This window comes from Aeromonas sp. RU39B (assembly GCF_900156095.1).
Lineage (GTDB): Bacteria > Pseudomonadota > Gammaproteobacteria > Enterobacterales > Aeromonadaceae > Aeromonas.
Genome location: NZ_FTMJ01000005.1, coordinates 209,940 through 223,616, shown reverse-complemented (window position 1 = coordinate 223,616; position 13,677 = coordinate 209,940). Strand labels below are relative to the sequence as shown.

Sequence of the window (13,677 nt, the reverse complement as noted above, 5' to 3'; positions counted from 1 at the left end):
CGACGGTGGTCTTGCCCTGAATGATTTCCATGACCAAGGCGGACTTGCGCTTGGCCGTCCAACGTTTGATTTCTTCGTCCATCGTGATGCTCATGCCTGTTATCTCCATTCATTATGACCTGAGCAGGATTTCAGTGGGTCATTACATCGCGTCTATGGGGCATAAGCTAATGTGGCTGCGTGACACAGATGGCTGGCTGTTTTGAGGCAATGACATACGCCAGCGCATGAAAAAGCAAGATGTTGGAGCAAATCATCAGCTCAGTGGTGAATGGCTTTGCGTGGTAGTGCCGAGCCGTAGATCAGAGTGTGTGTAGAGAGTAATGGTGACTGTGAATCTGATGGTGTAACCGGTTAGATCTGAAGTTAGCCGTTTTGCTACCGTTGCACGATAAGCGAGCTTGGGGTCATGGGGTGGAGAGCGAGACTGACAAACCGCGGATGGTCTGCATTTCACGTGAATGCGGGTGTAGAGAGCATGAGCCTTGGCTATCAGGATATGTTATTTAACTAATATCTCTCAGATAGGTAGTACATCACGCTGTTTGGGTACAAAACGCTGTTGATGTAAGGACTGTGCCGCTTAGCCTTGAAAAAGCAGTTCATGTACTGGGTCCATTCAACTTTATTTTAACTATAAGTTAACAACTGACTACATGTACCACATTATGCAAACTTGCATCCATGTCCACGTCTAGTGGCAAAAACGGATGCTCAGTCAGGGAGGTAATAGCAATCGTACAGCAGGTTTCAGGCATGACTGCTGAGCCGGGTTCAATAAAAAGAAAGCATGTGCGGGCATTTTGCGTTATACGACAACTGTGAGGTGTATCACTAGGAATCCATACCGCATGCCCGGGAGGAACAAGCCACAATGCATTCTGTACCTCACAGCTGACTGCGCCATGTAAAGACAGTATCAGCTGACCTTTCCTGTGAGCGTGCGGGTTGATACCTGAATACTCGCCTGAAGATATCACGTGCAAGGCAACGGCTACCTGAGTGAATGTATCCGAGTCAAATTCTTCAGGTGAAGAGATCTCTTTTTTTGTAGTCTGGCATAGTTTATATAACGATGTTGCTTAGTCTGTTTTTATACATGTTGAGTATATAAAGTGTTATTTTCTTATCTCGTCACATTCGTTTTTCCGGGCTGGCATTATGAATAAGTTCGGCGATCCAATCAGCAAATGCACGCACGGCAGGAGAAAGAAAACGCTGATGAGGATAAAGCAATGTAACAGGTACCGATGGCGGCTGCCAATCGGCTAGTACCTCGATCAGTCTCCCTGATTGTAGATGCTCCAGTACAACGTTCTCAGCAAGTTGGATCAGGCCGAAGCCATTGAGGCACATCTTGATATAAAGTCCAGTATCATTAACGGCTGCAGCGCCGCTTACAATAACCGATAGAGTCTCAGTGCCGCGGACAAAGCGCATTTCGTTTGCATGCTTGGCGAGGCCCGAAAAGTAGTGGACCGCCTGGTGCAAAGACAGTTCTTCAGGGGACTGAGGAATACCGTTTTCCCGAAGGTATTCAGGAGAGGCGCAGGTTACCCAGCGAAACCTGCCAAGGGGACGGGCAACAAGGGTGGAGTTATTTAGCTCTCCTGTTCTGATCACGCAGTCCACACCTTCCTGAACAAGGTCAACCTGCCGATCGCTCACACCTATCATCGGGTAGATATCTGGATAACGTTGGTGAAAGTCTTTGAGATTCGGCATGACGATGGAATGTGCTATCCCGCTCGGCATATCAACCCGCAAACGCCCCTGTGGCCGCTTGATAGCCTCCGTCAGGCTGGACTCGGCATGCTCGATCAATGAGAGAATTTCCCTGCATTGAGCAAGATACTGTAGGCCTTCAGGGGTGAGGTTCACCCGCCTCGTTGTTCTGTTCAGCAGGCGCACCTGCAGGTATTTCTCGAGGTTTTTAATCGTACTGCTGACTGTCGAGGAAGGCAGTGAGAGGGTCTCTGCTGCCCGCACGAAGCTTCCGGTCTCAGCAACCCGCATAAAGATCTGCATAGCCTGAATACGATCCACAGCCCTTCTCCCTTGAGATGATACCTCTACCGATAGTTCCCATGATTATTCGAAGATCATGAATTATGAAAACAGTCTAGTCATCTTTTTCAGGGTAATAGAGTGCCGTATCTTTTTGCCATTGGCTAGAAAAGAGGCTCTTGAAATGACCGGATACCTTAGAAATATTGTTAATAATCAAGATGTAAGACCAGATTCAATCTTGATCAAAGGAGCCACGATCCTCAGCATGGATGAGAACGTGGGTAACATTGAACGTGGAGACATCCTGATCAGTGGATCAACCATTACGGCCATAGGCGAGAATCTGGAGGCGAATGGTGCCCGTGTCATCGATGCTACGAACATGATCGCCATGCCGGGGATGGTGGATTCTCATCGCCACTCCTGGGAGGGACAACTGCGCCGCATCAATCCGAATGCCACTTGTCTGGAAGACTACAGCAACGCCACGCACTTCTCTTTCGCCAAGTACTATCGCCCTGCCGATATGTATATCGGCAACCTGCTGACGGCACTGGGCTGCATTGATGCAGGCATCACCACCGTCATTGATAATTCCCATAACAGCCGCACCGCAGCCCATTCGGACGCCGCCGTCGAGGCCCTGCTGGATGCAGGGATCCGTGCCATACACGCCTCCGGCGCACCGGTATCGGGGGAATGGGACAAGGCTCATTGGCCGGGTAACTGGCAACGCCTGCAAGAGAAATATTTCAAGGACAACCCAGAGAGCCTGGTTTCCCTTGCTGTCATGGCCCAGCTGGAGCCTGTATTGTGGGCCGAGGCTCGTAGACTGGGACTGCCGATCGTCACTGAATTCTTTGGTTCTTTTATGGCATCTGAGCTGGAGTCACTGCATCGGCGCGGTCTGCTCGGCCCGGACAATATTTTCAATCACTGCACGTCACTGCCAGATGAGGGATGGAAGATCCTGCGAGAAGCCGGTGTCCGGGTGAATGTCTGCCCGCGCTCCGATGCGCACTATGGCATCGAGGACGGTATGTTTGCCATCCAGGCGGCACAGCGTCATGGCATCAACCCTGGCCTCAGCGTCGACAATGAAACCTCTTACAGCACTGATATGTTTATGGAAATGCGCGTGGCATTTTACCTGCAACGGGTGATGGGCATGCATCAGCAGCATTGCTGCGGCACCGACCACTCGCTGACCACGCTGCCGGCTGCCCAACTCCTCAAATCGGCGACTGTCGATGGTGCTGCCTGTGCAGGGCTGCTGGACAAGGTAGGGAGCCTGACGCCAGGAAAACAGGCGGATCTCATTCTGATCAATGCTGGTGACATCAACCTCTACCCGTCCGGCAATGCCTTTGGCACCGTGGTGCATGCGACAGAGCGCAGCAACATTGATACCGTCATGATCGGTGGACGCATCGTCAAGCAGCATGGCAAGGTGCTGGGCGTAGACAGCACGCGCCTTCGCGCCGCCATTGATGAGTCCCGTGAGCATCTGTTTGCCGCCGCCGGGTATGAGCATGACATTTTTGCTGACGCCTTCCTGCCGCTGGCACAGGCACACTGACAGGTATGCAACCTATGAGCACGCTGTATTACGTCATCGCTTTTGCCGCAGGTCTCGGGATCACGCTGCAGACGACTCTGAATAGTCAGCTGGCACGAGGACTCGGGGGCGATTCGGTCACCGCCGCATTGTTCTCCTTCGCGGCCGGTGCATTCAGCCTTGGGATCTTCTCGCTGCTGCGTGGCGGATTATTCACCTCGCTTGCGGCCATTCCATCACAGCCTCTGTGGAGTCTGGCTGGCGGCCTGATCGGTGCTTGCGCGCTGTTCAGCTATGTCGTGCTCGCACCGAAAATCGGGTTTTCAGCCCTGCTTGGGTTAGCCATCGTCGGACAGTTGCTCTCATCCCAGGTCATCGACCATTTTGGTCTGCTGGGCACCATCCAGCGTCCCGTATCTTTGATAAAGCTGAGTGGAATGCTGGTCATGCTGACCGGGCTCGTCATCATGCTGTTCGGTGATCGGTTAGCTGAGCGCCTTATGCACTAACGAAGCGGCATTCTGATTTTTGACCTTCACGAACGTCTGCCCCTGGGGTAGATGTTCGACAATACCTTATGAAAGTGCCATGGGTTCTTTCACTCCCGGAGGATTAACATGTTTTCAATTGCAGTAGATGCCAGGAACACATTGGGAGAGTGCCCCCTTTGGTGTGATAAAACCCGCAGACTGTTCTGGACGGACATTGAAGGTAGCGAGCTGCTCGCCTTTGAAGGAGATAGTAACGCGGTAACGCGCTGGTCTTTGCCTGAACGCCTCGGCTCATTCGCACTCACCGAAAAGACAGACGTTATGCTGATGGGATTGGCATCTCGGATCGGTTTCTATGACCTGAATACTCGCAGTTTTACTGAATTGGTTTCCTCTCCGGGGGAGAGCGGAACGCGAATAGGTGATGGCCGCTGCGATCGTTCAGGCAATTATGTCTTCGGCACCATGGATGACGGAGACCCGTTACAGAGTATCGGAAAATTCCACAGACTGAATGCTGCGACGCTTTGTACAGATCAGTATGTAGACATTACAACGATAGCGTGCAAAAACGGACAAAGATGATAACTGCATCAAAGTATCTGATCTTCTTGAGTTTGTTGAACATCAGGCTATTGAAGCGTGTAGTAGTCTACTGATAGACGTCATTTAACATAATATATATTATGCGAAATGACGGATGCGGGAGGATATTAGGATGTCAAACCAGCCAAGCTACAAACTGGATGAACTGCTGGCCCAGTGCGACCCCGAGGCGCCACCTGGTGAAATCGACTGGGGTCCGGATGTTGGCCTCGAGCGTTTGGATTTACCGGAGCTGCTGGCCAACGTCGACCCCGACGAAATTGGCTGGGACTGGGATGAAAGCAAACCAGAATCAACACAAGATCGAGGCCATCAAAATGAGAACCCTTGAGCAGATGCTGGCAAACGAGAAGCCAGAGGTTGTTGTCGCCGCTCAGCTGGCCGCAGAGCTCATTCTCACGAGCATCAGGACTCAGTTGCCAGACTCGTCAATTGATGGCTCTGACGCGCCGTCATTGTCCAGAACGGGTGCACGCTCGGTGATAACCGGCGAGCGCTCGACCAGAAAATCCGGATCTACAGGCTCCGTTGCGTCGGAATAATCACCCCAGTTTCCCATCATTCCTACTAGGCTGCCGGCTGTGGCAGAGAGCGCCCGTTCGAATGCCGATAAATACGGTTATCGGCATTATGGGTTAACAATAATCTTGATAATCACTGTATGGCTACGGCTATCTGCATGCTGCATGTGTTGCTTGCTGCCAAGAATCAATAGAACGCTATATCGCGCTGTGCCACAGCGGTGTTGTGTTATTCGATTAAAAAAGCAACAGATATATTCTTAACCCTACTTCGGCATGAATGAATCGAAGCTGCCGGGACGCACTATCTCCCCTGCCCTCTATTTTATGGGTTACGCAACCAAGGCGTAATGGTCACCCCTGCCAGCAAGCCTTCGGGACTGAGCAACCGGGTAACGGTCTGCCCCCAAGGCTCTTCCCTTTTGGCAACCAGTAGCTGATAACCCTTTTGAATCAAAGTATTGGTGGCTATCTCTATGTCTTCCACTTCAAATTCTATCCACCCTTGCGGCGCTGCTATATGCTCTGGCCACTGCTCGGAGCCAAAACAGGAGAATGCCGCCTGAGACAGTGGCCACAGTGCAAAATGTTTTACGCCAGGGAGCGTATCCTGCTCGGTCAACATATAGTCGCTGTTGCCGTCCATCGCTTTTAGCGGCAGGCGCAGCGCATCGACATAGAATGCTTTACTGGTTTGTGTATCTCGCGTGATCGGGCCAAACCCTGCAACAAACAGAACCTGTATATCGGTAAGATCCGGGCGCATATATTGTTCCTGACGCGGTATGACTTTTAGGATTAACCATAACGGTTGGCCTGCCGTTCAGAACAAGCGCAGGCAGGTGTCGATTGCCAACATCCTTGTTGACGACTGCCCTACTCTACTCCTTATCTGAATAATTCCACACCCATTTACCGAAAACTCAATTCGTTATCTCTCACAAATTCAATTAGGTGATATCGCGCAGATGATTGAGCGGTTTTTGTACAGCGCTCTCATGACGCTCTACCTGACTGGTGTGCAGATATTTGGAGGTGGTGTCGATGCTGTCGTGCCCGGCATCAGCCTGCACATGCGAAAGTGGCCGATGATTGAGGTTTATGTCATGGGTAATGCCTGTGTGACGCAGAGAATGGGGCGTCATACTGCGAATTTCAGCTGCATCCAGCACGAAGTTGTCTTGCTCTGCTAATTGAGCTGCCTGGGCAAAGACCTGCATCACCAATTCACGCAATTGACGGATCCCGAGATTGGCATTGATCTCCCCCTGTTCACGGCCGTGCCCTGCGGCTTTATGTCGAATAAACAGCGGTGTTTGTTCATCCGGCTCTGGCAATGGGGTCAGACCGAGATAGCTTCGATAACGACGCAGTGCATCAAGCAAGGCCGCCGACACCGCTACGGTACGCCGTTTGCCACCTTTGCTTGCCGGTATGTGATACCCCCACACTCCGGTTTTACGGTCCCGGCGAAACTGGCTCATCACCGGACTAAATCCAGGGCGCGCCGCCACTTCAGAGATCCGCAAATAGCAGGCATACATCAGGCTGACCAAAAACAGGCTGCGTTCGTGATGGGCTGGGTCATCCTTTGCCAGTTGCACGGCGGCCTGCATCACATAGGACCACTGCAACTCGCTAAAGGCGGGCGACATCTCTTCCTGGCTGCTAGCAGTTGTGGTGCGCGAACGTTGCAATAACAAGGCCGGGTTGCGATCCATGTACTCTTCTTGCACCAGAAATTGGAAAAAAGAGGAGAGGATGGCCAGCTTGGTTTTAAGCGCCGGTTCGCTTAAACGGTACGGCAGCGCCTTGCCGAGCTCTTTTTTGCCAAGAAAGGGCCGCCATACCGGATTGGCCAAACGGCAGCCCCACTCCTTGCTTTCGATAAACTGCGCCACATTGTGATAAGCGATGAGTTCGGCTGGCGGTGCCTGACAAAAGTCCAGATAGTGCATCATGATGCGCCGGGTGAGATCTTTTGGATTGATCTGCTCGCGCTCAAAACACCAGTAAAAGAAGGTGGTCAGTTCGCTGCGATAAGCTTTGTAGTTGTTTTCACTATGACGCTGCTCGAGTAGCCAATCTACAGCCAGCTCATAGACGAATCCTGCATCTTGTACCTGATCCAGACTGATACGAGCAAGATACTGATTTACTTGGGTATTACCTTCTTCTAGATGGTGAAGACTGTCAAACAACGGCATGGCCGGTGGTGTTACGGGATGCATGATTGAGATCTGTAAAAAGAGCAGGAGGCAGGCGCGGCACCCTTGCGTTCACACAACAACAAGAGAAGACGTACCAGACCTGCCAGGGGCGTGCGGGATAGGTTATGCGACTTGTTTGAGAGGCTTGCGCGGTTTCTCTTCGCTGGGCTCGCTGACGCCAGGTTTGGCACCTTTAAGCAAGCCTTGCAGCACGTCACGTTTTTCAGCGATGAAGAAGGCCAGCGCCTCTTGCTGCTCGCCACTTAGCTCAACAGGCGCATCGGCCAGCAATGTTTGCAAGGATTCCACGGTATCGAGCAAGCGGTCATAGGCGTCCGCTTCCTTCTTGCTGGTGAAGGTCATCTTCTCCACTCCTCCCCGAACCACCACATAGTGAATTGCAACGGCCATGGTTGCCTCCTGGTCAGTGTCATTTTATAGGGTGACTGTATGTATATACAGTAAAGTAAAAAACGGCATCCGGCAACGGGTTTCCGGCGATAGAGTGATAACTCAACACAGGTCTTTGAGGGGAAAATAGCTGATAATACAGATGGTTCATTTGTGTCTTTTGCAGCGAGGCCTTCATGAAACTCTCCCTGGAATTGCGATGTTTGCTGTGCCTGGAGTGGATGATCCTGGTGGGTGTCGGCCATCAGGTGTTTGCACTGGGCTGGTTCGGTGCTGTGGTGGTCACCGCGCTGCTGATCGTTACGCTGCGCACCTTGGTGGTGCTGGCCACCTGGGGTTTTGCCGCCTGTTATGCCTCCCCCGCGCCACCGCTCGGGCTCTTGGGATGGTGTCAGATGGTAGCTCGTGAAGTGCAGGCCTATCTGTGGACCTCGATGGTGTATCTGCCTTTTGAGCCTTGGCTAATGCCGCAAGACCGTTTGCGCCCAGCAACGTGTCCCATCTTGCTGGTTCATGGCTATGGTTGCAGTCGCGGCATCTGGAAACCGCTGGTGAGCCGGCTTGAATCTGCCGGTGAGGTAGTGGCGACCGTGTCACTGCTACCGCCCTTTGGCCATATTGATGATATGGTGCCGCAATTAGCGCAGCGCATTGATGACGTGCTTTTGAAGTGCAAAACCCGTCAGGTGATGTTGGTGGCGCACAGTATGGGCGGATTGGTGTGCCGCGATTATCTGGCGATGCACGGTCATGGCAAGGTGGCGGGACTGATCACCTTGGCGACCCCGCATCAGGGAAGCGAGTTGGCAAACCTCGGCATTGGTGACAACGCCCGGGAAATGGAGCCCGGCTCGGGCTGGTTACAGCGTTTTGCCTCTGTGCCACTCGAGGTGCCGGCGGTGTCGGTGCGCACGACACACGATAATTTTGTGATGCCGCAAGATCGGCAAAAGCATGATGCCATGCAAGATCTGCCCCTGCCGGGCGTGGGCCACCTTAGCTTGCTCTATATGCCTGCCCTGCCCGCTTTGCTTAAGCAGTGCATCAATGCGTTGGCGGCGCAAAAAATCAGGGCCTGAATTCAGGCCCTGTCTTGTTTAGAAGTGCATTCCCTTTATGAAGGTGGATACCGCCGCCTGATCGGCACTGCGCTTGGATTTATCCCCCTCCTTACCCTCTGCAAAGGTTCGGAAGCTGGTGTTCATGATCACCTGAGCCACCCGCGGCGCCAACGCATGCACCACCTGACCAAACACCCCAAGCCGGGTAGCCAGACGCACATGGCGATGGATAATGGTATCGCACACCATCTCGGCGGCCTCTTCCGGCGTCATCATCGGCACCTGATCGTAGAGCTTGGTGGGTGCCACCATGGGCGTTTTCACCAGTGGCATGTTGATGATGGAAAAGCTCACCCCCTTGTCGGCAAACTCGGATGCGGCGGTACGCACCCAGGCGTCCAGTGCCGATTTCGAGGCAACATACGCCGAAAAGCGCGGTGCGTTGGTCAGCACCCCAATCGAGGAGATGTTGATGATATGCCCGCGTTTGCGCTCAACCATAGAGGGCAATAACCCCATGATCACCTTGAGCGCGCCGAAATAGTTGAGCTGCATGGTGCGCTCAATGTCGTGAAAACGCTCGAACGAATCTTCGATGGCGCGGCGAATAGAGCGACCGGCGTTGTTGATCAGTATTTCCACCTGACCATGATCAGCCAAAATTTGCGCCGTCGCAGCTTCCGCCTGCTCCAGATTGGAGAGATCCCCCTGGTAGGCGTGCAAGGTCAATCCCGCCTCGGCAAATTCACTCTGGGTCTCGGCAATTTTGACCGGATCGCGCGCGATGGTAATGACCACAGCGCCCGCTTCGGCCAGGCGCTTGGCGGTGGCTTTGCCAATGCCCGAGGTCGCGCCAGTGATCAACACCACCTTACCTTCAACCTGACCACGCAACGTGCGATCCACATGCAGATCCGGGTCAAGATTGCGCTCCCAGTAATCCCACAGCCGCCAGGCGTAGGAGTAAAGCGGCGGAACATCAATGCCACTGCCTTTGAGCACGCGCTGGGTTTCGCGACTATCAAACCGGGTTGGATAGTTGATAAGACGAAACACATCTCGCGGCAATCCAAGGTCTGCCACCAGCGCATCGCGCAGCCGACGAATGGGCGTCAGTGCCATCAGCATGGTCATCAGGTGGCGTGGCACAATGCTTAGGAGCGATGCGTTGATGCGAAACGCCGGCTCAGGCGCGTGGGCAGCGCGCGAGAAGGTCGCCAGCATATCCCCCACCCGCATCGGATGCGGATCGCACAGGTGGAAACATTTGCCGTCCTCACCCGGCTGATGGGCGATGTGCGCCATGGCATTGACCACAAAATCGACCGGCACCACGTTGATGCGCCCCCCTTCTATGCCAAGGGTCGGCATCCAGGGGGGCAGCAGGCGACGGGTTTTCTGGATCAGCTTGAAGAAGTAATACGGCCCATCGACTTTGTCCATCTCACCGGTTTGGGAATCCCCCACCACGATGGCCGGACGATAGATGCGCCACGGTATAGTGCAGTTGCTGCGAACCAGCCCCTCGGCATCATGCTTGCTCTGAAAATAGGGCAGATCAAGATGCTCGGCCTCATCGAACATGTCCTCACGAAACAGTCCGTCAAACAGACCAGCGGCAGCAATAGAGCTGCAGTGGTGGAAACAGCGCGCCTCAATGGCTTCAGCCAGCGCAATGGCCTGACGGGTGCCCTCTACGTTAGCCTGCTGCTGCAGGGCCGCTTTGGCATTCAGATCATAAATGGCCGCAAGGTGGAAGACGTGGTCGATGTGTCCCTTGAGTTGCTGGGGAATATGGGGCGCGACACCGAGCATAGGTTGGGTCAGATCGCCATAAACCGGGATCACCCGTTCGCTGTTGGTTTGCCAATACTCATACAATCCGGCCAGATTGTCCTTGTGAATATCACGCATCAATACATAAATTCTGCTGCCTTCTTGTTGCAGCAGTTTTTTGACAAGGCGACGTCCAATAAACCCACTTCCACCTGTAATGAAATATTCCATAAGGCAACTTCCGCTACTGACATGATGATTATTCGAGATACCCTATATCATGCACCCGATGACATAGAAAGGTGCATTTCAATAACGTGATCCACCGCGTGTATTTTCATACTGAGAGTTCCGTTATTAGGTAGAACCCTCTATTTTTTATCCCTAGACTGAACGGGAAAGAACGGCATAGTGGCTAAGTGGTCCGATGACCTTAATAATGAATGTCACTGTCTGTATTTGAGATGAACCCGGGAGGATAACATGGCTAAAAAATTGAAATCATTGGCAGGCTCGGTCACTGATAATCACCTTGCCAACACCATCAAAGAGTCGACCCAGCAGATTTGGCTGGCCGGTCTTGGTGCCTATGCCAAAGCCCAGGAAGAGGGCGGCAAGATTTTTGAAGCGTTGGTTGAAGAGGGTGAAGCCCTGCAAGCCAAGGCTCGTCAGAGCGCCGATGAGAAAATCGCCGCCATGACCGACAAAACCACCGGCACCTGGGGTCGTCTGGAGCAGGTGTTTGAAGACCGCGTGGCTCGCGCCGTCGCCAGTTTGGGAATCCCGACTCGCAAGGATATCGACAAGCTGAGCAAGCGCATGGCTGAGCTGACCGAGGTCGTTCAACAGCTGATTGATGCCCAGGAAGAAGGCGATGTCAGCGAGCCAGCCAAACCGGCAGCCGCTGCACGCAAACCAGCGCCGAAAAAACCGGCAGCCGTAAAGAAGGCGCCAGTGGCCAAAGCAAAGGATGAGACCAAGGATCTGGTTGTAGAAATGGAGCTGCTCAGCCCGACCGAAAAGGAGAAGGATGAAGCAGCCGTCTCCTGATAAGGCTGGCAGTGTCCGTGATGCAGCAAACCGGCCCTCGCCCATCGCCAGGGCCGGTTTTTATTGAGTGCCACGTTGTCGCACATTTTTTGGCGCAGCTGGAAACCAGGGGGAAGTATCATCATGAGCACGATTGCCCTTGCCCTCGCTGGCGGTGGCCCGCTTGGTGGAATTTATGAAATCGGCGCCTGCGCCGCGCTCTCCGATTCGCTGCGTGGCCGCGAGCTTGAGCAGGCGGACATCTTTGTCGGTGTCAGTGCCGGCGCTGTGGTGGCTTCGGCACTGGCCAACGGCATCAGCCCAGCCAAGCTTGCCCGTATCTTGCTAAGCAATGACACCGGAGAGTTTTTTGACCCGTCCACCTTGCTAAGGCCGGCCTTTGGTGAATACCTTGGCCGCATCGGTAGCATTCCGCACCTGCTGCTCGGCGCTCTGTTTGATTACCTGAAATCACCCTGGAAACGCAGCCTGTTTGAATCGCTGCAGGTGCTTTCCAAAGCTATTCCCACCGGGCTGTTTGACAGCCGTGGCGTGGACCGAATTTTGACTGAGTTTTTCTCGCGCGCCGGTCGCAGCAACGATTTTCGTGAGCTGACCAGCCGCCTGTTTGTGATTGCCACCGAGCTCGATACCGGCCGCGCCATCGCCTTTGGCAGCCGCGGGCATGACGATGTGCCGATTTCCGCGGCGGTGCAGGCCTCAGCCGCGCTGCCGGGACTATTTCCCCCCTCGCGAATCAAGGGCCATCACTACGTGGATGGCGCCCTAATTCGCACCCTGCACGCCTCGGTTGCCCTGCACCATGGAGCCGATCTGGTCATCTGTATCAATCCGCTGGTGCCTTATGATGCGGCGCAGGCCAAGCGCAATGAGTGTGGCTCAACCAATCTGGTCGATTGCGGCCTGCCGGTGGTGTTGGCACAGACGTTCCGCGCCATCATCCATTCCCGGATGCAGGTCGGGATGGATCGCTACAAGCTGCAGTATCCCCATGCCGACGTCGTGCTCTTTGAGCCTTCCCGCGCCGATGGAGAGATGTTCTTTACCAATGTGTTCAGCTATCGCGACCGCAGCCGTTTGTGTGAACACGCCTATCAGCATACCCGCGCCGATCTGCTGCGCCGTGCCGACGAGCTCGCGCCGGTGTTGGCGCGCCATGGCCTGCATCTGGATCTGACGTCGCTGCAAGATACCGAACGCTCGCTGCTCACGCCCTCCAGCTCGGCGGTCGATTCGCTCGATCGCGCCCTTGAGCGACTGCGCGATTCACTGCAGCGACGCTGCTCGCAACCTGTTAACGGTGAGCATGACCAAGACTAGCCGACAGCCCGGACGCACTACCCGGGAGCGCATACTGACCACTGCCCTCGCCCTGTTTAACCAACAGGGTGAGCCCCATGTATCCAGTACCGCCATCGCCGCCGAGCTTGAGATAAGCCCGGGCAATCTCTACTACCACTTCCCCAACAAGGAGGCGATCGTCAACGCGCTGTATGATGCGTTTGCCACCGAGATGGGGACGCTGCTTGATGCCATGGAGCAGACCCGCAGCGGTCCGGAAGAGATCTGGCTGTTCTTGCACCTGATGTTTGAAGCGATCTGGAAGTACCGCTTTCTCTATTACGACATCAGCACCCTGATGAGTGGCTATGCCCATATTGAGCGCCACTTCCCGGTGCTGCTGCGTCGCAAGCAGCACACAGCCTACGTTCTGTGTGACACCCTGACAGCAGCCGGCCTGATGCAGGCCGATGCCAACGAATTGACTGCCCTGGCCCGCAATATTGCCTTGGTCGGTACTTTCTGGATCTCGTTCCAGCGTGCCGTCCATCCGCACGATGAGGCGGATATTGCGCTGGGCGTCGCCCAGGTGATGCAACTGGTCGCGCCGCTGCTGCAGCCTGAAGCAAGGCGCTATCTGCAATCCCTGGCTACCCAATACACCTCTGTCCCCAATCACGCCGTTACGAAGGGAGAATGACA

At 54.2% G+C, this 13,677-nt stretch carries 14 protein-coding genes; 8 read left to right on the top strand and 6 right to left on the bottom strand.

What is annotated here, in order from left to right:
• Positions 1-641 precede the first annotated feature (641 nt).
• Together BW958_RS20785 and BW958_RS09900 are read right to left on the bottom strand one after the other, a co-directional pair.
• Positions 642-980, bottom strand: coding sequence for an AraC family ligand binding domain-containing protein (locus tag BW958_RS20785; RefSeq protein ID WP_372629470.1), 339 nt, complete (start codon positions 978-980; stop codon positions 642-644).
• 154 nt (positions 981-1,134) lie between these two features.
• Positions 1,135-2,046: a LysR family transcriptional regulator gene (locus BW958_RS09900; RefSeq protein ID WP_076575562.1), complete on the bottom strand. Its 912-nt coding sequence runs from the start codon at positions 2,044-2,046 to the stop codon at positions 1,135-1,137.
• Positions 2,047-2,104: 58 nt separating this feature from the next.
• Between BW958_RS09900 and BW958_RS09895 the strand changes: the two genes are divergently transcribed.
• From BW958_RS09895 to BW958_RS20325, 4 genes are all read left to right on the top strand, one after another.
• Positions 2,105-3,589: an amidohydrolase family protein gene (locus BW958_RS09895; RefSeq protein WP_218641755.1), complete on the top strand. Its 1,485-nt coding sequence runs from the start codon at positions 2,105-2,107 to the stop codon at positions 3,587-3,589.
• Between the two features lie 14 nt (positions 3,590-3,603).
• Entirely contained in the window at positions 3,604-4,077 is a 474-nt protein-coding gene (locus BW958_RS09890; protein ID WP_076575560.1) for a DMT family transporter, read from the top strand.
• 108 nt (positions 4,078-4,185) lie between these two features.
• The gene (locus BW958_RS09885) at positions 4,186-4,644 is read left to right on the top strand and encodes an SMP-30/gluconolactonase/LRE family protein (protein ID WP_083687303.1); all 459 of its coding nucleotides are present in this window, start codon (positions 4,186-4,188) and stop codon (positions 4,642-4,644) included.
• Between the two features lie 133 nt (positions 4,645-4,777).
• A complete protein-coding gene (locus BW958_RS20325; protein WP_179078844.1) occupies positions 4,778-4,996 on the top strand; it encodes an AbrB/MazE/SpoVT family DNA-binding domain-containing protein in 219 nt (72 codons plus the stop codon).
• A gap of 515 nt (positions 4,997-5,511) precedes the next feature.
• On the opposite strand, the gene BW958_RS09875 is transcribed toward BW958_RS20325, so the two are convergent.
• From BW958_RS09875 to BW958_RS09865, 3 genes are all read right to left on the bottom strand, one after another.
• The gene (locus tag BW958_RS09875) at positions 5,512-5,952 is read right to left on the bottom strand and encodes a VOC family protein (protein ID WP_076575559.1); all 441 of its coding nucleotides are present in this window, start codon (positions 5,950-5,952) and stop codon (positions 5,512-5,514) included.
• A gap of 184 nt (positions 5,953-6,136) precedes the next feature.
• On the bottom strand, positions 6,137-7,393 hold the full coding sequence (locus BW958_RS09870; protein ID WP_076575577.1) for a tyrosine-type recombinase/integrase: 1,257 nt from the start codon (positions 7,391-7,393) through the stop codon (positions 6,137-6,139).
• A gap of 126 nt (positions 7,394-7,519) precedes the next feature.
• A complete protein-coding gene (locus tag BW958_RS09865) occupies positions 7,520-7,807 on the bottom strand; it encodes a YebG family protein (protein ID WP_076575558.1) in 288 nt (95 codons plus the stop codon).
• Positions 7,808-7,983: 176 nt separating this feature from the next.
• Between BW958_RS09865 and BW958_RS09860 the strand changes: the two genes are divergently transcribed.
• The gene (locus tag BW958_RS09860; RefSeq protein ID WP_083687302.1) at positions 7,984-8,886 is read left to right on the top strand and encodes an esterase/lipase family protein; all 903 of its coding nucleotides are present in this window, start codon (positions 7,984-7,986) and stop codon (positions 8,884-8,886) included.
• A gap of 18 nt (positions 8,887-8,904) precedes the next feature.
• On the opposite strand, the gene BW958_RS09855 is transcribed toward BW958_RS09860, so the two are convergent.
• Complete coding sequence (locus BW958_RS09855) at positions 8,905-10,875, bottom strand: SDR family oxidoreductase (protein ID WP_076575557.1); 1,971 nt, start codon at positions 10,873-10,875, stop codon at positions 8,905-8,907.
• A 252-nt stretch (positions 10,876-11,127) separates the two neighbouring features.
• Here BW958_RS09855 and BW958_RS09850 point away from each other — a divergent pair, with 252 nt between their 5' ends.
• The 3 genes from BW958_RS09850 to BW958_RS09840 all read left to right on the top strand — a co-directional run bounded on the left by BW958_RS09850 (position 11,128) and on the right by BW958_RS09840 (position 13,675).
• The gene (locus BW958_RS09850; RefSeq protein ID WP_076575556.1) at positions 11,128-11,694 is read left to right on the top strand and encodes a phasin family protein; all 567 of its coding nucleotides are present in this window, start codon (positions 11,128-11,130) and stop codon (positions 11,692-11,694) included.
• A 123-nt stretch (positions 11,695-11,817) separates the two neighbouring features.
• On the top strand, positions 11,818-13,014 hold the full coding sequence (locus tag BW958_RS09845) for a patatin-like phospholipase family protein (RefSeq protein WP_076575555.1): 1,197 nt from the start codon (positions 11,818-11,820) through the stop codon (positions 13,012-13,014).
• A complete protein-coding gene (locus BW958_RS09840) occupies positions 13,001-13,675 on the top strand; it encodes a TetR/AcrR family transcriptional regulator (protein ID WP_076575554.1) in 675 nt (224 codons plus the stop codon). Before BW958_RS09845 ends, BW958_RS09840 begins: the two co-directional genes overlap by 14 nt.
• Positions 13,676-13,677: the final 2 nt, after the last annotated feature.